General features: G+C 50.7%; 23 protein-coding genes. 12 read left to right on the top strand and 11 right to left on the bottom strand.

The features are described 5' to 3' along the window. Positions 1-18: 18 nt before the first annotated feature. Positions 19-1,746 carry an autotransporter domain-containing protein gene (locus ACWAU0_RS14280; RefSeq protein ID WP_033155370.1) on the bottom strand — a complete coding sequence of 576 codons (1,728 nt, stop codon included), beginning with the start codon at positions 1,744-1,746 and terminating at the stop codon, positions 19-21. A 356-nt stretch (positions 1,747-2,102) separates the two neighbouring features. Here ACWAU0_RS14280 and ACWAU0_RS14275 point away from each other — a divergent pair, with 356 nt between their 5' ends. Beyond that, entirely contained in the window at positions 2,103-3,317 is a 1,215-nt protein-coding gene (locus ACWAU0_RS14275; RefSeq protein ID WP_458137053.1) for a glycosyltransferase, read from the top strand. Here the strand turns inward: ACWAU0_RS14275 and ACWAU0_RS14270 are convergent. The 5 genes from ACWAU0_RS14270 to ACWAU0_RS14250 form a co-directional block, all read right to left on the bottom strand. Further along, on the bottom strand, positions 3,296-4,060 hold the full coding sequence (locus ACWAU0_RS14270) for an inositol monophosphatase family protein (protein WP_458137052.1): 765 nt from the start codon (positions 4,058-4,060) through the stop codon (positions 3,296-3,298). The genes ACWAU0_RS14275 and ACWAU0_RS14270 overlap by 22 nt on opposite strands. Before the next feature lie 84 nt (positions 4,061-4,144). Beyond that, the gene (locus ACWAU0_RS14265) at positions 4,145-5,437 is read right to left on the bottom strand and encodes an ammonium transporter (RefSeq protein WP_503428535.1); all 1,293 of its coding nucleotides are present in this window, start codon (positions 5,435-5,437) and stop codon (positions 4,145-4,147) included. Between the two features lie 132 nt (positions 5,438-5,569). Next, the gene (locus tag ACWAU0_RS14260) at positions 5,570-5,908 is read right to left on the bottom strand and encodes a P-II family nitrogen regulator (RefSeq protein ID WP_020485493.1); all 339 of its coding nucleotides are present in this window, start codon (positions 5,906-5,908) and stop codon (positions 5,570-5,572) included. 181 nt (positions 5,909-6,089) lie between these two features. After that, a complete protein-coding gene (locus tag ACWAU0_RS14255) occupies positions 6,090-7,493 on the bottom strand; it encodes an ammonium transporter (protein WP_458137051.1) in 1,404 nt (467 codons plus the stop codon). A 22-nt stretch (positions 7,494-7,515) separates the two neighbouring features. After that, the gene (locus tag ACWAU0_RS14250; RefSeq protein ID WP_020485491.1) at positions 7,516-7,854 is read right to left on the bottom strand and encodes a P-II family nitrogen regulator; all 339 of its coding nucleotides are present in this window, start codon (positions 7,852-7,854) and stop codon (positions 7,516-7,518) included. Between the two features lie 408 nt (positions 7,855-8,262). On the opposite strand from ACWAU0_RS14250, the gene ACWAU0_RS14245 reads away from it, so the two are divergent. Continuing rightward, the gene (locus tag ACWAU0_RS14245) at positions 8,263-9,639 is read left to right on the top strand and encodes a porin (RefSeq protein WP_033155374.1); all 1,377 of its coding nucleotides are present in this window, start codon (positions 8,263-8,265) and stop codon (positions 9,637-9,639) included. A gap of 164 nt (positions 9,640-9,803) precedes the next feature. After that, a complete protein-coding gene (gene glnA / locus ACWAU0_RS14240; protein ID WP_020485489.1) occupies positions 9,804-11,213 on the top strand; it encodes a glutamate--ammonia ligase in 1,410 nt (469 codons plus the stop codon). Positions 11,214-11,344: 131 nt separating this feature from the next. Here the strand turns inward: glnA and ACWAU0_RS14235 are convergent, their stop codons facing one another. After that, on the bottom strand, positions 11,345-11,707 hold the full coding sequence (locus ACWAU0_RS14235; protein ID WP_129871426.1) for a hypothetical protein: 363 nt from the start codon (positions 11,705-11,707) through the stop codon (positions 11,345-11,347). A 250-nt stretch (positions 11,708-11,957) separates the two neighbouring features. On the opposite strand from ACWAU0_RS14235, the gene ACWAU0_RS14230 reads away from it, so the two are divergent. Beyond that, entirely contained in the window at positions 11,958-13,337 is a 1,380-nt protein-coding gene (locus tag ACWAU0_RS14230; protein WP_319962551.1) for an L-serine ammonia-lyase, read from the top strand. Positions 13,338-13,666: 329 nt separating this feature from the next. On the opposite strand, the gene ACWAU0_RS14225 is transcribed toward ACWAU0_RS14230, so the two are convergent. Beyond that, positions 13,667-14,233, bottom strand: coding sequence for a globin family protein (locus ACWAU0_RS14225; RefSeq protein ID WP_033155377.1), 567 nt, complete (start codon positions 14,231-14,233; stop codon positions 13,667-13,669). 364 nt (positions 14,234-14,597) lie between these two features. On the opposite strand from ACWAU0_RS14225, the gene ACWAU0_RS14220 reads away from it, so the two are divergent. Next, a complete protein-coding gene (locus tag ACWAU0_RS14220; RefSeq protein ID WP_155931185.1) occupies positions 14,598-14,738 on the top strand; it encodes a hypothetical protein in 141 nt (46 codons plus the stop codon). A 192-nt stretch (positions 14,739-14,930) separates the two neighbouring features. Here the strand turns inward: ACWAU0_RS14220 and ACWAU0_RS14215 are convergent, their stop codons facing one another. Beyond that, positions 14,931-15,599 carry a Bax inhibitor-1/YccA family protein gene (locus ACWAU0_RS14215; RefSeq protein ID WP_171695947.1) on the bottom strand — a complete coding sequence of 223 codons (669 nt, stop codon included), beginning with the start codon at positions 15,597-15,599 and terminating at the stop codon, positions 14,931-14,933. 126 nt (positions 15,600-15,725) lie between these two features. Here ACWAU0_RS14215 and ACWAU0_RS14210 point away from each other — a divergent pair, with 126 nt between their 5' ends. The 5 genes from ACWAU0_RS14210 to ACWAU0_RS14190 are packed head-to-tail and all read left to right on the top strand — an operon-like array spanning position 15,726 to position 19,896. Continuing rightward, a complete protein-coding gene (locus tag ACWAU0_RS14210; protein WP_033155379.1) occupies positions 15,726-16,118 on the top strand; it encodes a group II truncated hemoglobin in 393 nt (130 codons plus the stop codon). A gap of 5 nt (positions 16,119-16,123) precedes the next feature. Then, complete coding sequence (locus ACWAU0_RS14205; RefSeq protein ID WP_458137050.1) at positions 16,124-18,028, top strand: bifunctional diguanylate cyclase/phosphodiesterase; 1,905 nt, start codon at positions 16,124-16,126, stop codon at positions 18,026-18,028. Beyond that, positions 18,015-18,686 carry a transglutaminase-like cysteine peptidase gene (locus ACWAU0_RS14200; protein ID WP_445368516.1) on the top strand — a complete coding sequence of 224 codons (672 nt, stop codon included), beginning with the start codon at positions 18,015-18,017 and terminating at the stop codon, positions 18,684-18,686. The genes ACWAU0_RS14205 and ACWAU0_RS14200 overlap by 14 nt, the downstream gene beginning before the upstream one ends. After that, positions 18,683-19,417, top strand: coding sequence for a M48 family metallopeptidase (locus ACWAU0_RS14195; protein WP_445368515.1), 735 nt, complete (start codon positions 18,683-18,685; stop codon positions 19,415-19,417). Before ACWAU0_RS14200 ends, ACWAU0_RS14195 begins: the two co-directional genes overlap by 4 nt. 2 nt (positions 19,418-19,419) lie before the next feature. Continuing rightward, positions 19,420-19,896 carry a protein disulfide oxidoreductase gene (locus ACWAU0_RS14190; protein ID WP_523070805.1) on the top strand — a complete coding sequence of 159 codons (477 nt, stop codon included), beginning with the start codon at positions 19,420-19,422 and terminating at the stop codon, positions 19,894-19,896. Positions 19,897-19,919: 23 nt separating this feature from the next. On the opposite strand, the gene ACWAU0_RS14185 is transcribed toward ACWAU0_RS14190, so the two are convergent. Together ACWAU0_RS14185 and ACWAU0_RS14180 are read right to left on the bottom strand one after the other, a co-directional pair. Next, positions 19,920-20,309: a PilZ domain-containing protein gene (locus tag ACWAU0_RS14185; RefSeq protein ID WP_445368513.1), complete on the bottom strand. Its 390-nt coding sequence runs from the start codon at positions 20,307-20,309 to the stop codon at positions 19,920-19,922. A 4-nt stretch (positions 20,310-20,313) separates the two neighbouring features. Continuing rightward, entirely contained in the window at positions 20,314-20,958 is a 645-nt protein-coding gene (locus ACWAU0_RS14180; RefSeq protein ID WP_445368512.1) for an FHA domain-containing protein, read from the bottom strand. 250 nt (positions 20,959-21,208) lie between these two features. On the opposite strand from ACWAU0_RS14180, the gene pta reads away from it, so the two are divergent. Together pta and ACWAU0_RS14170 are read left to right on the top strand one after the other, a co-directional pair. Continuing rightward, entirely contained in the window at positions 21,209-23,338 is a 2,130-nt protein-coding gene (pta, locus tag ACWAU0_RS14175; RefSeq protein WP_171695952.1) for a phosphate acetyltransferase, read from the top strand. After that, positions 23,335-23,862, top strand: a complete 528-nt coding sequence (locus ACWAU0_RS14170; RefSeq protein WP_171695953.1) for a DUF2380 domain-containing protein — start codon at positions 23,335-23,337, stop codon at positions 23,860-23,862. The genes pta and ACWAU0_RS14170 overlap by 4 nt, the downstream gene beginning before the upstream one ends. Positions 23,863-23,886 lie beyond the last annotated feature (24 nt).

Here is a 23,886-nt window from a genome sequence, read left to right as displayed (position 1 = left end):
AAGCATTCGCTAAATTCCTTAAAACGGAATTCTCGCTCCCAACTCGATAGTGTGATCGGTAATATAGGCCTGCCCTAAGCGGTATTCGTATCGTAAAAAGCCCGCCCGACCTTCCGGCAAACTCAATGCCAACGACGTACCGATATTAAAATAGTCGCGATCCGGCGTATCGGTTTTTACGCTGAATCTGCCGGCACCGGCAGCCGCCTGACTAAAGCGCGCCTGAATCAAACGGCTTTCGTCCAGATACTGATGCACCCATTCGAAACGCACGCCGGGTGACAACACACCCCAAGAGGTACTGATCGCGTTACTGGCTTGACCGCCGATAGTCGATGTCGCCGAATCGATAGATTGGCCGGCAAACTCCATGGCTAAACCGCCACCGCCGCTTTCCTGATAGCTATCCACTTCGGTTTTGCTGTAATCCAGCCTCACATAGGGATTAATCACAAAACTTTGCAGCGCAAAATCTTTACCAAACCCCAAACTAAAGCCGTACTGGTCGCCATTAGCGCTACTGGTAGCCGTATTATCGAATCCGGTATATTGGATGCGCCGATTGATATCGAAGGAATGCAGCGCATAGCTCATAATCCAGTCGATATAAAATGACTGCGGCAGGAAATAACTGCCATACGACGAAAACTCGTACGCATCGGTCGACATACTGCCGCTGTTTAAATTGTAATTGGTATCGGTAGAGCCGTAACCGAAGGCCGCACCCAACACCAATTCATCCATAAAACTGTAATCCAGACCGAAGGTAACCGCCTTTCTGTCGGCTTTGAAGCCCCGTTCGCTGCCGGTATTGGCTTTTTCGCCGACGTTGAATTGACCTTTCAGAAAGAAACCTAACGGGCTATCGCGAAACGGCTGTTCGTTTGGATCATCCCCAGCCGCCCCGCCCCGAGCCGCGCCTAGTGCTGTCATCAACGCCTTGCCGACCGGTATGGTTTCGCCGTTGACATTAATGGTGGAATAACCCAATAAGGAGGCGCTTTGCTGTTGGGAGTTGCGCAGATTAACGATGCGGCCATGCACCACGGAAAATTGCTTGTAACCAAAATCTACAGCCGCCGCACCTTGCGCCGCCACCGCATCCGGAATCACCGCATTCAGGTCGGCGTTGTTTATTTCATTGCAGCGGGCCAATAAATCACCACTCGCTCCCGAGCAAGCACTGGTTAAACCTTCGTAAATTGCTTGCTGATTAGGGGTAAAGGTCGGATCGGCGGTTAAGTTGGGCGTCGAGGTTATTGGCGTAGTGGGCGTAGTGGGCGTGGTGGGGGGCGGAGCGACGTCGTTGTCCGCAATGCTGGCAACTGCTGACGCGCCCGCCGACACCGAATCACCAGTACAGCTTGGCGTTACATTCTGAAGAGATAAGGTCACAGTTTCAGTGCTTTCTACCAATGCATCGTCGATAATATTGATGGATACCGGCGCACTATCGGTATGAGACCCGCCAAACAAAAAGGGAACGCTGAAAGAAAAGGTGCCGCTCGAAATATTGTAGTCACTGCCTGCGGTTGCACTGCCGCCGGCAGCGACGACGTCGCCGCTTATGGTGCAGCCGCCATAATCGCCGGAGCTGCTAGCCAGACTAACGTTAGCCTGGACAACACCATCCGCTTCGTTAAAGTTATAGGACCTGGAAGAAAAATCCAGAGTCCAAGCTTGTACTGAAAATGGCGCGAAAGATAAAGCGGCCGCCGCTGCCAGCAATACTTCCTTGGAACTCAATGCAAGGGGTCGAATTGCCCGGTTTAAGCACTGGCGCGAAGACATCGGCGGCATTGCCGTTAGTCCGCATAAACCTGATAACTTTTCTGAATGTAATATAGGTAGGATCATGAGAATTTAGCAGGTTAGATACAGCGTAATTAAAGAATAAAAACCTTGTATGCTAATTATGGCACTGAATACTATCGATGATTCCAAATCATTAGCAAACAGTCTGAATTCTATTATTGACTGCCATCATGAACATAGATAAATGCTAGCGCATAAATTCTTAAACCAGTTGTTTCAACAAAAGTTATTGCTAAACGCTGTAGACAAACTCCAACTTCAACCTTTTGTAAAGCAAATCCACTGCCATGGCTAGAGTCCTGTATTGCTGGGAATTAGGGGCCGGCTACGGTCACACTGCCGCATTTCTGCCCATAGCCCGACAACTTAAAAGTCTCGGGCACGAGGTTATATTCGCGCTTAAAGATTTGGAATACGCCGACACTTGGTTAGCTGCCGATCATTTTTGTTACCTACAAGCCCCGATACGCTGGCCTGACAGTCGTCCGCAAGCGCCAGCCTCCAGTTATCCGGGAATTCTACAAAACGCCGGCTTTACCGATGAAACTGCTCTGCTAACCCGAGCAAAAGCCTGGCAATCCCTTTATCGCCATGTAAGTCCTGACTTGATCGTATGCGACCACGCACCGACCGCGTTACTGGCTGCCCGCAAATTTGACACGCCTCGAGCGGGGTTCGGCACCGGCTTTTTTTCGCCGCCGCGCATCAGTCCGATGCCCAATATTCGCCCCTGGTTGCGCGTTAGCGATAAGGCCTTAAACATTATCGAAAGCCAAGTGTTAAACACGACTAACTCGGTTTTAGAGCGTTTGAATACACCACCATTAAGGATTTTGGCGGACTTGTTAGAGTTTACGGAAGATTTTATCTGCACGTTTCCGGAGCTGGACCATTATCGGCAATACCGTAACGCAAATTATTGGGGGCCGACCATTTTGCAGACGGACGGCACGGGGCCGATCTGGCCGAGCGTCGGAGCCGAAAAAATATTCGTCTATTTGCACCCGGAATATCCCGGCCTGGAAGTGTTGCTAAAACAGTTGCGCGCGTCACCTTGGTCGATATTGGCGCACATACCCGGCACAACACCTGTATTTATAGAAAAAAACAGCAGCGCCAATCTACACATTACTCCGCAGCCGGTAATCATCTCGACTGCTGCCAAACAATGCGATTTGGCTATTTGCCATGGCGGTATGGCGACATTGTCGGCATTTTTACTGTCTGGCAAACCCTTGCTGGCATTGCCTTTTCAGCTCGAACAACTGATCAGCGCTCAAAACCTCGCCGCTCTGGGCGCGGGCACTTACATCACGGCGGAAAGCAAAAACCCTAACTACAAGGCAGCCCTGACTGAGTTATTGCGTCATTCGAAACACACGCAGGCCGCCCAGCAGTTTGCGGAAAAGTACGCCGATTTCTCGCCCGCCCAGCAAGCTATCGATATTGCCAAGCGTTGCGAGATGTTGATGAAAAACGCTTACATCAACGGCAGCAACTGATCGAGAATCTTGCCGTTTGTTACAAAAACCTGCTTGGGAAACACGCCGGGATTACCTTTAAAATCGGTGACCGTCGCGCCCGCCTCTTTGGCGATCAACACACCCGCCGCGATGTCGTAAAGATTCAACTCCTGCTCCCAAAAGGCATCGACCTGGCCATCCGCAACCGTGCATAAATCCAGCGCGGCGGAACCCAGGCGCCGCTGACCGGTAGTGGCTTGTGCGATACGATTAAATCGCGGCAGGTTGTTGTCCTCCAAATACTGACGCAGGCACGCGAAACCGGTGGATACCATGCTGCTGGCCAAACTGGTTTCATCCGAAACCCTGATAGGTTTGCCGTTTTTCCAAGCGCCCTTACCTTTTTCCGCGCAGTAATAATCGTCCAAGGCCGGGCCGTAAACCGCGCCCATTCTCAATTCGCCGTCAATTTCCAAGGCTACACTAATGCCCCAAAAATACTGGCCTTTCGAGAATGAATGGGTACCGTCAATCGGATCAACGATCCAGCGGCTGGTTTGATTGGCGGTTTGACCGCTTTCCTCGCCCCAAAAACCGTACTCGGGACACTGCTCGCCGAGAGCTTGTTTCAGATAATTTTCCACCGCAACATCGGCATCGGTGACCAAGTCGCGCGCACTTTTTTTGTTGATCGCCAGAGAATCTAAGTCGTTGAAATATTGCATCGCCACATCGCCGGCGGCGCGAACGATGGTTTCTAAAGCTTCGAGAGTAATGGGCATGATTTTCCTGATTTTATAGGGATGCGGGCAACACGGCCATCCGCCCTGCCCGCAAAGAGAAGCCTGTAGTTTAAGCGCTAATGTTTACAGATTGTGGTAGCCGGTTTCTTCGTGCAACACAATATCCAGACCTTGCTGCTCTTCGTCTTCGCTGACGCGCAAACCGATGAACACGCCGATGAGTTTCAATAAAACGTAGCTGAACAAAGCGCTCCAGGCCGCCGTCACTAAAACCGCAAGCGTTTGCACGCCGACTTGCTGGGCAATAGTCACGCCGTTCAATCCCAAGCCGCCGAAACTTTCAGCAGCAAACACGCCGGTTAAAATCGAACCGACGCAGCCGCCGACGCCATGTACCGGAAACACGTCCAAGGAATCGTCGATTTTCAAACGGCGTTTGACGAATTGCGTGGCGTAAAAACACACGGCGCCAGCCACAATACCAATAACCAAACCACCCATGGGCCCGACAAATCCAGAGGCCGGCGTAATGGTGCCCAAGCCGGCGACCATCCCGGTGACGATACCTAAAACACTGGGCTTACTAAAACGCAGCCATTCAATGGTCATCCAGGTTAAAGCACCGGCGGCCGCGGCGATATGAGTCACGGCAATCGCCATCCCTGCACTGCCGTCGGCTTTTAACGCGCTACCACCGTTGAAGCCGAACCAGCCGAACCAGAGCATCCCGGCACCCGTAACCACCATGGTCATATTATGCGGCGGCATCGCCACCGTGGGAAAGCCTTTACGGCGCCCCAACACTAATGCCGCCACCAGAGATGCCACTCCGGCGTTGACGTGAATCACAATCCCGCCGGCGAAGTCCTTCGCACCCATCGCCGCCAGCCAGCCGTTGCCCCATATCCAATGGCAAATCGGCATATACACCACAATCAGCCAAAGTCCGCTAAACCACAGCATGGCTGAAAACTTCATCCGTTCGGCAAACGCGCCAACGATCAAGGCCGGGGTAATAATCGCAAAAGTCATTTGAAACATGAAAAACACGGTTTCCGGAATATCGCCGATCAAAGTTTGCGTGTTCATGTCCGGCAGAAAGATCTTGCTGCCGCTCCCCAAAAACGGCTGCCAACTGCCGCCATCGGCAAATACGAAGCTGTATACACCGGCCAGCCACAGTAGTGATACCAGACAGGTAATCGCAAAACATTGCATCAATACCGACAGCACGTTCTTGCTTCTGACCAAACCGCCATAAAACAGCGACAGGCCAGGAATGGTCATGAATAAAACCAGCGCGGTGGAGGTTAAAACCCAAGCGGTGTTGGCTTGGTTAATGCCTTCGGCCCAAGCCTGCTGCGGCAACATCAAGCTGTATGCCATTAGCATCAGCGTTCTTTTTATTGTTGTCATTGTCTTTCACTAGATGATGTGTGTTGTTATTTTTAAGCTGTCTATAAACAACAAAATCGCCCTGGTCTGCGAATTTCGCGCAGACCAGGGCGATTTTTGATGTTCTACTGCTTTTTGTTTTTTGTTGAAGACTTAGATAGCGTCTTCTCCGGTCTCGCCGGTTCTGATACGGATAATCTGTTCCAGGTTGGTCACAAAAATTTTACCGTCGCCAATTTTGCCGGTGTTTGCGGCTTTGACGATGGTTTCCACGGCTTGGTCGACAACGTGTTCCGCAACTGCAATTTCCAGCTTGACCTTAGGCAGAAAATCCACCACGTACTCAGCGCCGCGATATAACTCGGTATGGCCTTTTTGCCTGCCAAAGCCTTTTACTTCGGTCGCCGTTACACCAGCCACCCCGATCTCGGACAAGGCTTCCCTGACGTCGTCCAGCTTGAATGGTTTGATAATCGCTGTAATTAATTTCATGCTATCCCCAAATTCGAATGATTAAAAAGCTGTTTCGTCACTGTTGCCACCATAATAAATAATTCCGGTAGAACCTACAATTTACCCGAGCAAAAGCACCAAAGTAGTGCTTCATGATAACAAAAACGGGCAGCCATCGCCGACCACCCGTTTCTTTTCGCGTTAACCGCAGCTTTCAACCCTAAACGTGATAAGCGGTTTCGCCATGCTCGGTGACATCCAGACCTTCGCGTTCGGTCGCTTCGCTAACCCGCAGACCAAGAGCCACATCGGCAATTTTGAAGGCAATGAAGGACACCACGCCGGACCAAACGATGGCGATGCCTACACCCCAAGCTTGGCTGGCAAGCTGGGTAAGCACACTGTAGTCAGGCAAGGTTGCGTTGGTGACGTAGTCCCAGACGCCGGTACCACCCAAATCAGGGCTGGCAACCACAGCAGTACCCAAGGCGCCGATAATACCGCCCACCCCGTGCACACCAAACGCATCCAGCGAGTCGTCATAACTCATCGCGTGTTTCAAAAAGGTTACCGACCAGAAGCATACTGCGCCGACCACCAAGCCCAAACCGATAGCACCCATCGGCCCTGACCAGCCGCAAGCAGGCGTAATCGCAACTAAACCGGCAACCGCGCCTGAGGTAGCGCCCAACATGCTAGGTTTACCACGCACAGCCCATTCCGCACCCATCCAGGCCAGAGTTGCCGCCGCTGCCGCCAACAATGTGTTGACGAAAACCAATGCCGCCAGACCGTTGGCTTCCAGGTTGGAACCTGCATTAAAGCCAAACCAGCCTATCCATAACAAGGATGCGCCTATCATGTTCATCGTCACGCTGTGCGGCGCGATAAATTCTTTACCATAACCAATACGCTTGCCTATCATTAAACAACCGACCAAGCCGGCGATACCGGCGTTGATATGTACCACGGTGCCGCCGGCAAAATCCAAGGCGCCTTTTTGGAATAAAAAGCCCGCAGTCGCGCCTGCTGTTTCAGCTGCAGCGGCATCGGTATACGCATCGGGGCCTGCCCAGTACCAAACCATATGCGCCATCGGTAAGTAGCAAAAGCTAAACCAGATCACGGTAAACAACAGCACCGCTGAAAATTTAACCCGCTCGGCAAATGCGCCGATGATCAACGCGGGCGTGATGGCCGAGAAAGTCAGCTGGAACGCTACATAAATAAATTCAGGTACATAAGCCCCTTTGCTGAAAGTGGCCGCCATCGAATCCGGGGTAATACCCTTCAAAAATGCCTTGCTGAAACCGCCGAAGAAGGCGTTACCCTCGGTAAACGCGACGCTGTAGCCGAACGTCGCCCACATAATCGCCGTCAACGAGAAGATAACAAAGACTTGCATCAAGATAGACAGCATGTTTTTGGCTCGCACCATACCACCGTAGAACAAGGCCAAGCCAGGTATTACCATTAAAGCAACCAGTATGGTTGCAACTATCATCCAGGCGGTATCGCCTTTGTTAACGGTGGCTTGCACGGCCGGTGCCGCCACTTCTTCCGCAAACGCCATGCCCGAGAGTCCAAACAGCGCGAACAGCGCCATGCCTGTTAAATATTTCATTGTTGGTTTCCCCATCTTCATATTAAAGAGCTTCTTCGCCGGATTCGCCGGTTCTGATCCGAACCACCTGCTCCAGATCGGTTACAAAAATTTTGCCATCGCCGATCTTCCCGGTATTGGCTACTTTCACAATCGCTTCGACGGCTTGCTCAAGCAAAGCATCCGCAACCGCTACCTCGATTTTTGCTTTGGGTAAAAAATCCACCACATATTCGGCACCACGATACAGTTCCGTATGGCCCTTTTGCCGACCAAAGCCTTTTACTTCAGTAACCGTCACGCCAGATACACCGATATCCGACAACGCCTCACGCACGTCGTCTAGCTTAAACGGCTTAACCACCGCTGTTATCAGTTTCATAGTTCAACACCTCTTTGCTTGAGTTAATAAATTCCCGAAACAAGCAAAGCATGATGCATGCCACTATTTATTCCCCTGATTTTTAAAGCTTTATTAAACACATCCATTAAAAGGACAACAGAATCGCACCAAACCAGTGCAACGCTTTTTGGATTGCACCATTGCAACTCAATACCACCCTACAGGCCTTGATCTGCCAGTTTCAGTGGTTTGCTTTAAGAATAAATAGGGCTTTGTCGCAACATAGCAACACTGCATTACTTTGGTGCAACAAAAAGAATTTGCACCATTGCGAATCATGAACTAGTCTACATATGCCGCCTATCTTATTGATTTTTAATAAATCGAATATGGCCTAAAAACTGCTATAGAATCTTCAGTAGTCACTGAACCAAGGGGATAACCACCATGAGAAACAACACAACGTTAACAAAATCACACAGCCGCGCTTGCTTAGCCGGGTTAATGGTGATTTGCAGTGCCTCCGCTAGCGCGGACAGCTGGACAGAAGCATCCGGACTACTGGGTGCAGCGGGGATTGACCCAAACGCATCGAAATTCATGACCGATCATAATCTGAAGGTTGGCGGCTGGCTGAACAGTAGCGTCGGCGCCAACATGAATAGCAACGGTGACGGTTTTAACGGCCCAGTGACATTCAACGACCGTAGCGGTGAATTGCAACTCAACCAGTTGTATCTGTATTTGCAAAAAGCTATCAATGTGAACGGCGACTCTTTCGACATCGGCGGTCGCGTCGATGTGATGTACGGTACCGATGCCGCGTTTACACAAGCTTACGGTTCATTCGGATTCGACCCCGGCACCCTAGCGGACAGTGACCGTGGCAACTGGGATCTGAATTTGAGCGGACACGGGGAGCGCTTCTACGGCTTGGCATTACCACAAGCATACGCCGAGTTTAACCTCCCATTCGGTAATGGTATCGCAGTCAAAGCCGGGCACTTTTATACTCCAATCGGTTACGAAGTAGTTACCGCTCCCGATAACTTCTTCATCACCAAACCCTACACTATGCAATATGGCGAACCATTTACCCATACTGGCATACTCGCAACCTACGCTTTCAATCCGAATTGGACAGTAATGGGCGGTGCAGTTACCGGAAGCAACTCGGGCGGCTGGGACGGCAACTGGGACAGAGACCTGGGCAACTGGGCTTGGTTGGGCGGGGTAACCTGGACAAGCGACGACGCCGGCACATCTCTGGCTATTACTTCAACGGCTGGCGAACGCTCCGAAAACAGCAAAGACACATGGGCCATGTACAGCATCGTCGGCAAGCACAATTTCACCGACAAGTTGCATTATATCATTCAACACGATCACGGTTTTGCCAATAATATCTGGACCGGGAACGCAAGCCTTGCAGGGCTTCCAGACGGCAGGGAAGACGCCGAATGGTATGGCGTCAACCAATATTTGATTTATGACGTCAACGACAAAGTCTCAGCCGGTCTGCGTGCAGAATGGTTCCGTGATCATAACGGCATCCGAGTTCTCGGCCCTGGCCGTTGCTATGCTGCAGCAGGCACAGTCGGCGACAACTTCGCTTGTGGCAGCAACTACGGCGCTAACTATGTCCCGTTTCAAGAAGCCAGCGGATATTACGCCGTTACAGCCGGCTTGAGCTACAAACCGGCAAAATGGTTGAACTTGCGTCCAAACTTGCGTTACGACTTTACCGATAATGCTAAAGCGTTCGACAACGGTACACGCCACAACCAATTCTTGGTTACTGCGGACGTAGTCATCACTTTCTAAGTTGGTAGCCTAAGTAAATCATCGTTATAAAGCTGTACGCCTCCATTGCGTTGAAAGCCCTTTGGAGGCTCTGTTTGTTATAGCTCTTTACTACGTTTGATGATATTGTTAAATCGTTTAAGCTTCTCAACCAAAACAACTACAACCTACGGAGACCCTCACTAATGTCTGTTGATCACGTTCTGAAATTAATTCAAGAAAACGACGTTAAATTTGTCGACTTCCGCTTCTGCGACACTCGCGGTAAAGAACAACACGTTACTTTCCCAGCGCACACCATCGACGAAGACACCTTTGAAGAAGGTAACATGTTTGACGGTTCGTCCATCGCCGGCTGGAAACACATCAACGAATCGGACATGATTCTGATGCCGGACCCCAGCACCGCGGTTATCGATCCTTTCTTCGACGACAAAACCCTGATCTTGCGTTGCGATATTATCGAACCGAAAGACATGCAAGGTTACGCTCGTGACCCACGCTCTATCGCCAAACGCGCTGAAGCCTATTTGCAATCTACCGGTATCGCCGACACCGCGTTCTTCGGTCCTGAAAACGAATTCTTCATTTTTGACGACGTCCGCTGGAACACCAGCATGGGTGGCTGCTCCTACCAAATCGACTCAGAAGAAGCCGGCTGGAACTCAGAAAAAGTTTACGAAAACGGCAACATCGGTCACCGTCCAGGCGTTAAAGGTGGTTACTTCCCCGTACCGCCAGTCGATTCATTCCAAGACATGCGCTCTGCAATGTGCCTAGTTCTGGAAGAAATCGGCCAAACCGTTGAAGTACACCACCACGAAGTGGCAACTGCCGGTCAGTGCGAAATCGGTGTTAAATTCAATACTTTGGTTAAAAAAGCCGACGAAGTACTGGGCTTGAAATACGTGATTGCCAACATCGCGCACGCTTACGGCAAAACCGCAACCTTCATGCCTAAACCACTGGTTGGCGACAACGGCAGCGGCATGCACGTTCACCAATCTTTGGCTAAAGGCGGCGTCAACCTGTTCACCGGCAACCTGTATGGCGGTTTGTCAGAAACCGCGCTGTACTACATTGGCGGCATCATCAAACACGCCAAGGCATTGAACGCAATTACCAACCCTTCAACCAACAGCTACAAACGCCTGGTTCCTGGTTTTGAAGCGCCTGTGATGCTGGCTTACTCAGCACGTAACCGCTCTGCGTCTATCCGTATTCCTTACGTCACTAACCCTAAAGGCCGCCGTATCGAAGTACGTTTCCCAGACTCCACTGCTAACCCATACTTGGCGTTTTCTGCCATGTTAATGGCCGGTCTTGACGGTATCCAAAACAAAATTCACCCAGGTGAAGCGATGGATAAAGACTTGTACGACTTGCCGCCAGAAGAAGAAAAAGCGATTCCACAAGTGGCGTTCTCTTTGGACGAAGCCTTGGCAGCTCTGGATGCGGACCGCGAATTCTTGACTCGTGGCGGCGTATTCACCGACGACGTAATCGATGGCTACATCGCATTGAAACAAGAAGATGTGACTCGTCTGCGTATGAGCACTCACCCTGTTGAGCTGGATATGTACTACAGCCTATAAATAGTTAAGCCCGTTCTTAACGGGCCCGCACTATCCCAAAGCCCCGCAAGTCATCGGCTTCGCGGGGTTTTTTATGCCCTGGCGCGTACCTCACACACCTGCGCCGCTTTTTAGCTGCGTCGAAGAACAAGCTATTTGTCATCCTCCGGCAATTCAGGCGCCTTCCATGATCCGCGCTTATGGGCTTCCATCACGGTTTGCCACCCATTCTCCAGCTCCTTTTCCGTGATACCAAATTGCTGAAGAATGCCATTAAGGCCGGACGGCACGTCAAACGCTGGCTTGGCAATATTATTGGCACGCGGCACGCTCGTTGGAGAAGATGAAATTATTACGCTGCCATTAATAGGTTTGATGTCTCCTTTAGCACACCGCGCCTGATCGTCGGTATACAAGGTTTTTCCATCGACCACACATTTCATGGGTTCGGCCAACGCCTGACAAACCGGTAAAAATGCGAATATGCTAAAGCCCATTAAAAATAGTATTTTCACGGCCTAATTCCATTGGTTTAAAAGAAAGACATTCGCAGCTCGAACGCAAAGTGCGCCGGAAAAACCGACAGCCAATTTGTTTTCGCTCACAACCTTTACCGATAAGTCTAGCTTGGAATGCCCCTGCCCATTCGATTGGAGATGCTGTTTATAATCTCGCAGCGGAGGCACATTAATTGCTTTGCAACTGAAGGGAGCACAACTCCTTTATTCCAGACACCCTTTCCTCAGCACTATTTAGGCGACAATTATGGCTATCAGCGTCTTCGATATTTTTAAAATCGGCATCGGACCTTCCAGTTCTCATACTGTGGGGCCCATGCGGGCAGCAATGACGTTTGTCAATAATCTGGAACAGCGAGGCTTTATTGATGAGGTACAGCGCCTGCGCATCGAATTATTCGGTTCGCTTGGTGCGACAGGTAAAGGCCATGGCACCGACAAAGCGGTTTTACTTGGCCTGGAAGGCGAAGCACCTGACTTGATTGACCCCGCCATCATTCCACAACGCCTGGCCACAATCCGCGAATCCGGAGCAGTTAGGCTATTGCAACGATACCCGGTACCGTTCAACGAGAAAGCCGATTTGCTGTTTCAACGTAAAGTACTCCCCTATCACTCCAACGGCATGCGCTTTAGCGTATTCGGCGCAAACGGCGCCGAACTGCTGCAAAGCGATTACTATTCGGTAGGCGGCGGGTTTGTCGTGACCGACGCGGCAGCCGCAGCGGACAGGCTGAGCAATGACGACACCTGCCTACCCTATCCTTTCAAAACGGGTGCAGCGATACTAAAACTGTGCGCGACACATAACAAATCAATCAGCGATTTGATGCTGAGCAATGAAAAAGCGTGGCTGGGTGAAGAGGAAATCCGCCAGAAATTATTGAACATTTGGCAGGTGATGCAAGCCTGCGTCGAACGAGGCTTGCACGAAGAAGGGGTTATGCCGGGCGGCATGAAAGTCAGGCGCAGAGCGGCCAATCTCTACCGGCAGTTGAGCGGCGAAATTCCTCGGCAAACTCCCAGCATGCCGGTGGGAACCATGGAATGGGTAAACTTATTTGCACTTGCCGTCAGCGAGGAAAATGCTTCCGGCGGACGGGTCGTAACTGCACCCACCAACGGCGCTGCCGGCATCATCCCGGCGGTATTACATTATTACTGGCGCTTTTGCGATGGTGCGAATGAAGAAGGGGTGATTCGCTTCTTGTTGACAGCCGCCGCAATAGCGATTCTGTATAAAGAAAACGCCTCGCTATCCGGCGCCGAAGTCGGCTGTCAGGGCGAAGTCGGGGTCGCTTGCTCTATGGCTGCCGGCGCACTGGCCGAAGTATTGGGCGGCACGCCCGAGCAGGTGGAAAATGCCGCCGAAATTGGCATGGAGCATAACTTGGGCTTGACCTGCGACCCTGTTGGCGGTTTGGTGCAGGTGCCCTGCATCGAGCGTAACGCGATGGGGTCGGTAAAAGCTATCAACGCGGCGCGCATTGCCCTGCGCGGCGACGGCAAACATTTTGTATCGCTGGACAAGGTAATCAAAACCATGCGCGAAACCGGCGCCGACATGAAAACCAAATACAAGGAAACCTCACGCGGCGGTTTGGCGGTGAATCTGATTGAATGCTGACAACGGCTTAAACGCAATCTCAAGCTGTTTTATATGACCTCTTTCGCAAGAATCTCCAGCGGAGCGTCGCCCCTGCATGGTAAGGGGTAGCCAATCACATAAATGGTACGCTGCGAATAAAATTTTCTGCACGGATCGGCTTTGAGAACCTCCTGCATGAGGGAATCACGAGCTTTTAGGCGCCCGTTTTAAACGCTATTCACGCTATCCTTACAAATTACAGTTCGCCTTAATGCCTTTAGTCTATTGAAGGCCACACAAGCCCCGGCGTCGACGAGCACAGCCTGAACGGCATAAGCGTAATAAACAAGACCGGGTAAACAATAAAACTAGCCATGCGTCCGGAAGTCGGTCGTTTTTTCACCATCATCATAAATAGCTTGGCCCCTGCCCAGAATACCGTCCCGGCCGGAAGCCGCGAATGCCATGATCTGCTCAGCCGTTTCCTGCGGAACTTGCAATTGATTGAGGCTGTTTTGCAACAGTTCCAACACCACATCGTAGTTATCGTCAATGGGCTGTAATCTTAAAAAATGGGAATGTCCGGGGCAGAGCAGGGTCAGATGGGGTTTCTCGTCGCTACCGACTAGATCGCCCGTAACGAACATCTCCAAAAACGCAAAGTCTCGATTATTGACCAAACTGGGCTTGGCGTTCCCTCTGGCAAAAGCCGCCGCAAAATAATCATCAGCCAACTCGGCAAGTTTTTTAGGCTTGACCGGCTCTGCGCTGAGCAAAGCATTAACAAGTTGCTTCAGCGGTTTGGTTTGTTCTTCTATGGGCCTGGAGTAAAAATACCGGTTGATACGATAGTCATCGAGCATGTCGGCATAAAAAATGTCCACGATTTTGGACACCAGGTTCTCGTCAATTTTTGGCAATAGTTTATCTTTCATCGTTTTATCCCCCGTTTTTGTAGTTAACCAGCTTATTTGCTTAAGTCAAATACCGCATGAGTAGGTCCCTTTTGCGTCTATTAACCGCAGCACCAGAGTATAAGTCCGATCCGATAATATCCGCTTAAACGTTTTTCAAAAATCAGCGTCCGCCAGCTAGAGTCATAGCCTCTGAAAAAAAATTTTTAGCAAACAACATTAAGGTCCAATGTTAAGTCTCTGAAGATACGTAACATTGAAAAATCGCGCGACAGATGTCGTTTAAAAACCACTTGAAATCCTTGTTTAACATAGGAAAATCGCGCCCGAAGCGGGATTTTTTTAGACGCTGTTCACACTTTATTCGATCAAATGAGGAGGCATTATGAAAATTGCACTTGTCGCTATGGCCGGAGTCACTATCGGGGCGCTGATAGCTATTTCAGCTTTTCAATTATTGAAAGTCATTTTTCAAGAAATGTACAAAATGGCAGCTGAAGCTTGGTATAGCCCCGAACAACATTAAAGCGGCCCGTATACATCCTTGCGGACGGGTTAAGTAACAGGCGGAAACCAGCCCTTCGCTCGCCCCCCAGCTTTAGCCCATACTCAAAAAAAATGCCCCGCCGGTTTCCCGACGGGGCATTTTCTTTATCAACGTTGCTCTAACAGCCCGCTTTGTCTAGCACGCAAAGTGATAAGGTATTTGACCGAATTATCAGTCGTTACCACCAAATACGCCCAACAGTTGCAGTAAGCTGGTGAACAGGTTGTAGATGGACACGTACAATGACACGGTAGCTAAAATGTAGTTGGTTTCGCCGCCGTGGATGATTTCACTGGTTTGATACAAAATCATACCGGACATCAACAATACGAACATCGCGGAAACCGCCAACGACAGCGCGGGTACCGAGAACAGTAACGCAGCCAAACCCGCGAAGAACGCTACCAGAACGCCCACCATCAGGAAGCCGGCCATAAAACTAAAATCCTTGCGGGTGGTCAAGGCATAGCCTGACAAGCCAAGGAAAATCACGCCGGTACCGCCCAGTGCGGTTAAAATCAGTTCATGGCCGTTGCTGAACGCATGTATATACATGTTTAAAATCGGCCCCAAGGTCATCCCCATGAAACCGGTCAATGCAAACACAAACACCAAGCCCAAAGCACTGTTACTGAAACGGGTGGTTAAAAACAGCAGGCCGAAATAGCCTACCATGGTGATAATCAAGCCCGGATGCGGCAAATCCAGCGTCATGGCTACCGCAGCCATAGCGGCGCTGAACAGCAAAGTCATCGATAGCAATAAATAAGTATTCTTTAAAACCTTATTGGTCGCCAGTATGCCGGCTTCCGAACGAGCAGTTGCAGTATTTAAACGCATGATCAGTTATCCTCTCAAAGTTACAAGTAATGCTATGACCGCGCAACGGCCCTGGAGTTTCAAGGCATTGTCGGTACCGTCTGCTAGTATACCTAAAGAAATTGCACATACGAGGTTAAATAGGACATGAGCCCCACCCCCTACGAGTTAATCGGCGGCGAGAATGCGTTGCGCAGCCTGGTCGACAGATTCTACTTTTACATGGATATTCTGCCGGAAGCCCAGGGCATCCGGGCCATGCATGCCCCCAGCTTGGCAAGCGCCAAAGACAAATTATTTAAGTTCTTCTCCGGCTGGCTGGGCGGCCCCAATTTGTTTATCGAAGAATTCGGCCATCCCATGCTGCGCGCCAGACACTTTCCGTTTCAAATTGGCGAATCGGAGCGCGATCAATGGATGCTATGCATGAACAAAGCCTTGGATGAAATTGAGACAGACCCACGCCTGCGCGAAAACATCCGTACCGCCTTACAACAACTCGCGACGCATATGATCAATCAAGAAGCCACGGGAAGCTGAGCCAAATGTCATTATCCAAACAATTGTTAATCCTGATATCCGCGCTGTTTTTGATGATCTTCAGCGTCAATTTCGCATTGAGCGTCAACAACATCAAGGACTATCTGGAAGGCGAATCAAAAAACCATGCCCAAGATACGGCCACCTCGCTGGGTCTATCGCTTAGCCCTTACATGGTCGATAACCGCGATCCGGTGATTAAAACCATGATGAGCGCCATTTTTGATATGGGTTATTACAAGGAAATCAGGCTAGTCGACGCCGACAACAAAGAACTGGTAGCCCTGAGCAGCGATAAACGCATAGAAGGTGTGCCGGACTGGTTTACCGAACTGCTGCCCATGACATCGGCCACCGCCGAAAGCGAAATCAGCTCTGGCTGGAACATGAGCGGCGTGATCTACGTGACAGTCAACTCCGGCTATGCCTATTTAAAACTGTATGAGCAAGCCAAATCCGGATTTTATTATTCCCTGGCGGCATTTTTACTATCCATTGCCTTGTTAGCCTTGTTATTGCGCGTCACGCTGGCATCGCTAAGTAGAATCGATTTACTGGCTCAGCAGATCAGCGACGGCCATTTCGAAAGCATAGAAGCCTTGCCCTGGACCCGCGAAGTGCGCAACGTGGCGGCATCGATGAACACCATGTCGCATAAGATCAAAACTACGATAGCAGCGTTGCATGGCAAGCTGGATCAAATGGGCGCCAGCCTGTTACGCGATGACTTGACCGGGCTGTATAAAAAATCCGTGTTCGAAACCGACATGAAAAATTTGGCATTGGAAGACGCCGATGCTTTTGTAGTTTTGATTAAAATCGATAGCTTGGTCGATCTGGTCAAAGAGCGCGACAGCGACGTGATCGATCAATTCTTACAAGCGTTTGCCGCCATCCTGGGAAAAATCGCCGATCTGGCTGGAGCACAAGCCGGCAAAGCTTATCGATTCTACGGCGCCGAATTTGCACTCGTACTGAAGCTTGGGAATTCGGAACAATTGGAAGAGTTGATGAAAACCTTGAGCAACGAAGTAACCGAATTGGGCGAACGTTACCAAAAAACCGATTTGGCCCACATCGGCGTGGTTGCTTTCAATCCGCTGCTGACCACCGAAATTTTATTGGAAGCCGCCCACGAAGCTTATGAACAAGCGCATCTGATCGGCACTAACAGTTATTTCATCCGCACCGGCGATAATTTTGCGCGTGATATTGCCACCTGGAAGGACTTGGTCTTCGATTGCGTCGATAACGACGGTTACTCGGTTTGGTATATTGGCCAGATCGCCGCATTCAGTAGCGGCGAACTGTTGATGGAAGAGGCTTTCATTCAGGTACACGATAAACAGGGCGGCCTGGTGGCCATCGGTCCATTCATCTCGATTGCCGAAAAATTCGCCAAAATCGTCGATCTGGATAAAGGTGTGATACGCATCGCGCTAGATCATATTCAACACAATCACATCGAGCACGCCATCGCCGTCAACGTATCGACCCGCACTATCAAAAACAGCGATTTCCGGCTCTGGTTGGAAAAACTAATCAAACAAAATCCGGCGGAAGCCAAAAAGCTGGTATTCAGTTTGTCGGCTTATGCCGTCGTCAAGGATATAGGCGCCTATCAGGCCTTCATAGAGACTGTGCATGCTTGGGGCGCCCGGGTGATGATCAAGCGCTTCGAAACCCAATCCATGTCGGCGGAATTGGTCAAACGCCTGAAACCGGACTTTATCCGCCTGGCCCGCGACATCGGCAACGGCATCGACAGTTCCTCGCAAAAACACGCTTTTGTGCAAACCATGCAAGAAATTTCCACATTGCTGGATATTTCCATCTTGGCGGAAAACGTGCAATCGGATCAGGATTATCGCCGCTTAAAGGCGATAGGAATCGTCGGTGCCAGCCGTTAACAAGGGCGCACTCAACGCTGCCAAAATCGCTATTATCGCCTTCAGCCTGTGTTTCGGCATTGCGCTGGCAGCCGGCCTGTTAATCGATCAGAGTCTGCTGGATAGAGTCGAAAAAAAATACGGTGCGGCCGCCAAGCAACGTTTTGTGGACTGGCAAAGTTTGATCGAGAACGGCAAGAGCTGGCCTGAAGCAGAGAAATTGGAGCGGGTGAATAATTTTTTCAACGGTAACGTCGAGTTTGTTGACGATATTATCCTGTGGCAAAAAACCGATTACTGGGCGGCACCTACCGAGTTTCTGGCTAAAGGCGCCGGCGATTGCGAAGATTACTCCATCGCCAAATATTTTACTTTGGTAGAAATGGGCGTCGATGAAAGTAAATTGCGGATTACCTACGTCAAGGCTTTGGAACTGAATCAGGCGCACATGGTATTAACCTATTTCGACTCGCCGCGCGCGGTACCCTTGGTGCTGGACAATCTGAAGCCGAGCATAGTCCCGGCTACGCAGCGCAGCGACTTACAGCCCGTATACAGCTTTAACGGTACCGGCTTATGGCTTGCCAAAAGCAAAGGCTCCGGGCAACATGTCGGCGGTTCGGACCGCTTGAGCATGTGGACCGAACTTAAATTAAGAATGCTGGAATCGCCTTTTTGAACAAGCAAACCGCCCCCTTACCTTACAAGCTGCGCCGCAGCAGCCGGGCCAAAAACACACGCATCGTGGTAACCGCCGACAAAATAGAAGTGGTAGCCCCGCTCAAAGTGTCCGAACGGCACATTCAGGATTTTGTGCAAGCCCAAAAAGACTGGATAGAAGCCGCACTAAAGCGCGTCGCCGGCAGAGTGCAAACCGCCGCCCCCAAGCTAGCACCAAGCGAGTATCGGGATGGCGCGCATATACCCTACCAAGGCCGCCGCTTACCACTAAAAATCACCACCGGCAAAGCCAAAACGGTCCGCATCGAGTTGCTTAACGACGAGATGTTTTGGGTGAAATTACCGGTTGGGATTGCCGATGAACAATACTCCGCACTGATCCAGCAAGCGTTGACACGTTGGATGAAAAACCAGGCCAAACAGCATGTCCAGCAATGGGTTGATCTGCACGCGCCGCGCTTTGCCCTGTTTCCGCGCAGCATCCGCATCAAAACCCAAAAAAGTCGCTGGGGCAGCTGCGGTCCACAAAACGACATCAATATGAATTGGCTACTAATGCTGGCTCCGGCCGCCGTTTTGGAATACGTGGTAGTCCACGAACTTTGCCACATCAAACACAAAAATCATTCTCCGGCTTTTTGGCAATTGGTTGGCGAACACCTACCCGACTTTAAACAACGCCGGCTCTGGCTAAAACAGCACGGCGCCAGCGTGATGCAAGGTCTGTAATTTTGAAAAAATTGGGATTTTATATATTTGCGGCACTGTTTATCTTTGCGGGGCAATTTTTAGTCCATCAGGATTTGGTCAGCGGCACCCCGCCGCCCATAGTGCAAACCACGCTGACCGGCGAAAACCCTATGCCACGCATAAGTAAAGGGCCGGCTGTGTTGTATTTCTGGGCGGAATGGTGCGGGATATGCCGAAGTATGCAGGGCAGCGTCAGCAATGTACTGCGGGATTATCCGGGACTGACTATAGCGGTGCGCTCGGGCGACGACGGCACCTTACAGAACTATCTGAACGACAAACAACTGAACTGGCCGGTTGTGAACAACAACAGCGGCAATCTCGGTCAACGCTATGGGATTAGAGGCGTGCCGGCTGTATTTTTTATTAACGCCACCGGCGAGATTGTCTTTACGACAGTAGGCTATACGTCGGAATGGGGTATGCGTTTTAGACTTTGGCTGGCAGGATTGAGCTGAGTTTATCGAAGTAACAATCTCAATCAATGATCAGCGTGTTCAGCTAAATCACCCAAGGCCGCCAGCTCCCGCTCCAGCAGCTCGCTATCGCCCAGGTTGAGTTCCACCAATCGGCGTAAGTTGGAAATGCTATCTATGTCGATATGCACGCATTTAAAACCCACCCTGTTGGCATCGGCATGGGTTGCTGCCACTTCCATGCTGATACTGATTTCTTCGGATAAATCGAATTTCAAGTTATATAAAGTATCGGCCTGACCGGCTAAGGGCTGCTCACAATCCAACAGGCAACCGCGCAGGGACAGATCAATAATTTTGCAAGGATAGGTTTGACCCGAACCGGTTAACACAGCGCCCGTATGGTAAAAAATCCTGTGAAAACGGCGTTTATCATCGCTTTTTTCAAATGTCATACGCTTAATCCAAGAAAAATTGCATTGAGGTACTGTCAACGACAATCACATCGTTGCGCTGCAACTGTACGGTGCGGTCGCCTAAGGGCTCATCGTTAATCGCCAGCCCCTCATGCCCTTGCAAGGCGGAAAGGAAATAGCCGTCCTTGCGTCTGGCTATCACAATAACCCCTGCGCCTTCGTGGCCCAGGCGGGTCATGGCTTTCTTCAAGCGCAGAATTCGACCGATATGCATGCCGTTCAATACTTGCAAATTGGCTTCGGGGGATTTGACGGCATCTTCCAGCTTTTCATTTAAGGCCCGCACGTCTGCATCGCCAAAGTCGGCTGGCGTCGATACCAGGACTTTTTCCGAAAACTCATCGGTCGTGTGGTAGACGATATAGTGCTTGCCGATATTGATGATGTCGTTGTTTTGCAGACTCCATTCTTTGGTGTGCTGATCGTTGACCAACAGCGGAAATTTTTCGTTCAATTGCTTGAGAACACAAGTGCCGTCTTTAATCACGGCAACGGCATGCGCGGGCGCGACGGCAAGACTATCAACCACTAGGTCATTGGTTTCATCACGACCAATATGCACTACACCAGAATCAAAAACACCTGTATGGATTGCATTGTCTTTAAAATAAACGGTAAATTTCGCCATCTCTGTTGTTCAAGTAATCCCTGCGCCCGGCTAGTAGTATAGCCATTAAAGCCAAGCTTGCAGATTAATCAATAATTATTTTGATATTACATTATTTTTTAAATCCAAACCTATGATAGCCAAAGACTATTTGCATGCATCCAATACCTCTGCGGTGCCCGAATAAATAAAAATATACAGTCGCCAAGCGGCGCGCCATGTGGCAACATCCACGGTTAGACTTTCCCATCAATACATTAAGTCATCGATCATGAATCCAACTCAGCCCCATGCACCAAGCGAGCCCTTGATTTCGCAAGACATCTATATTGCCGGTGTCGACGAGGGTAACGGTAAATCCTTGATCATGTTGGCCATCATCGAAATGTTGTCCGGCTACGCCGACAATATCGGTTTTTTTCGGCCCATTATTCAAAGCGATACCGACAAAGACGATTTGATTCAATTCATTAGCCACCGCTATCAGCTCTCCACACCCTACGATGCCATGTATGGATGTACCAGCGCGGAAGCCAGGCAGCTCTTGGCAAACGAACAGTACGACGAACTGCTGAAAACCATTCTGGCTAAATACCGGGCCTTAAAGGCCCGTTGCGATCATGTGCTCTGCGTCGGCAGCGACTATCGACACGGCAACGCCATTTCCGAATTCGATTTCAACGCCGATGTCGCCAACAATTTGGGCTGCCTGATGATGCCGGTTATGCAGGGCGAAAATCGTAGCGACGAACAAATTTTAAATGGTTTGGCCAGCCTGAAACATTCCATGCACGAGCACGATTGCGAATCGCTGGCCACAGTCATCATCGGGGTCGCGCAAAATCAAATTGCCAGCCTGCGCCACAGCTTGAATCATTCCACTGAATTTCCGGTGTACGTGGTGCCCGCCGAATCGTCCCTGGAAAAACCTACCGTCGGCAATATTGCCAAGGTTATCGGCGCTAAAGTGTTTTCCGGCGAAAACGCCACCATGAGCCGCGAGGTGTACCACTACAAAGTGGCGGCCATGTTGGTGCCGGACTTTCTGGACTATGTGGAAACCGGCGACTTGATCATCACGCCTGGCGATAGATCGGACATCATCATGGCCAGCCTGATGGCCTACAACTCCAGTAACTATCCGCAAATCGCCGGCTTGATATTAACCGGCCACCAACAGCCTGCCCCGCAAGTGCAAAAATTGATCGATGGCCTGGGCGGCACACCGTTTGCGGTACTCGGCGTCGATTCCGACACCTTCACCACGGCTATGCAGGTCAGCCAGGTCACCGCCCGCCTGCATTCGCAAGATGACCGCAAGATCGCCACCGCGCTGGGACTAATCGAAAGTAACATGAATATGGTGGAACTGCGGCTGCGGCTGTGCAGCAAGGTTTCGCATAAAATCACGCCGCTGATGTTCGAGTACGATCTGTTGCAGCGCGCCAAAGCCAAGAAGCAGCATATCGTGCTACCGGAAGGCAATGAAGAGCGGATTCTGCGCGCGGCAGAGATTTTGCTGCTGCGCGATGTCGTGAAAATCACCCTACTGGGTAACGAAGCCGAGATCCGGCAAAAAATTCAGGCCATGGCTTTGAAGATGGACAATGTCAACATCATCGACCCGATTAAATCGGATCTGCGGCCCTTGTTCGCGGAAACCTATTACCAAGCCCGCAAGCATCGATGCATTGTTTACGATACTGCCTTCGACCTAATGGCCGATCCCAGCTATTTCGGCACCTTGATGATTCATCTTTCTTATGCCGACGGCATGGTCTCCGGCGCGGTGCATTCGACGCAACATACCATTCGTCCGGCCTTCGAAATCATCAAAACCAAACCGGGCGCGTCCATTGTTTCCAGCGTGTTTTTCATGTGCCTGGAAGATCGCGTATTGGTCTATGGCGATTGTGCGGTGATTCCCAACCCCAACGCTGCGCAATTGGCCGACATCGCGATCAACGCCGCCGAAACGGCACGCATGTTCAACATCGAGCCGCGCGTTGCCATGCTGTCCTACTCCACCGGTGAATCCGGCAAGGGCGAAGCGGTGGACAAAGTCAGAGACGCCGTCAAAATCGCTCAAAGTCTGCGTCCGGACCTACAGCTGGAAGGCCCGATGCAATACGATGCCGCCGTGGACGCCAGCGTTGCTAAAACCAAACTACCCGACAGCCAAGTTGCCGGCCGGGCCACAGTATTGATTTTTCCGGACCTGAATACCGGCAACAACACTTATAAAGCGGTACAGCGTTCCTCCGGCGCAATCGCTGTCGGCCCCATCCTGCAAGGCTTGAACAAACCGGTCAATGATTTGAGCCGCGGCTGCACCGTGACAGACATCGTCAACACCGTCGTCATCACCGCGATTCAAGCCCAAGAAGCCGACAAAACATGATATATAAAACGCTATCAAGCAGTTTGCTGTTTTGCCTTCTAAGCTTTAATTTACAGGCACAGACCCGCATCGCCATCCTGGATTTTGAATTGAAAGACCTGACACTGGCTCCCGGCGTCCCCGCCGAATTGCAAAGAACCGCGTCGATCAAACCGCTGCTGGAACAAGAATTAGCCCGCGCCGGCTATCTAATCGTAGCCATACCGCACCAGGCACAGCAAGCCGCCAATAGCGGCGTTGGCTATTTGTTCGACCATGCCGACGCCGCCGCGCAACTTGGCAAGCTATACCACGCCGACTACATTTTGGTGGGGCGGCTACACAAACCCAGCTTTTTATTCGCATATCTAATGGGGCGTTTGGTCAAGGTAGACAATGGTAGATTGGTCGGCGATTACATTGCCGAATCCAAAGGCCCCAACGCCAGCCTGACCATCAAAGCCGTGGAAAGCCTGACCACGAAAATCGACCATGATCTGGAGCGCCGCTACAGCCCACCGCCACCGGCGAAGCTTGTACATTAATCACCCCACCCTTTTACGATATTC

Source organism: Methylomonas sp. Uni0009, from assembly GCF_054188105.3.
Note: the sequence above shows the minus strand (reverse complement) of the source record. Positions and strands in the feature narration are given on the sequence as shown.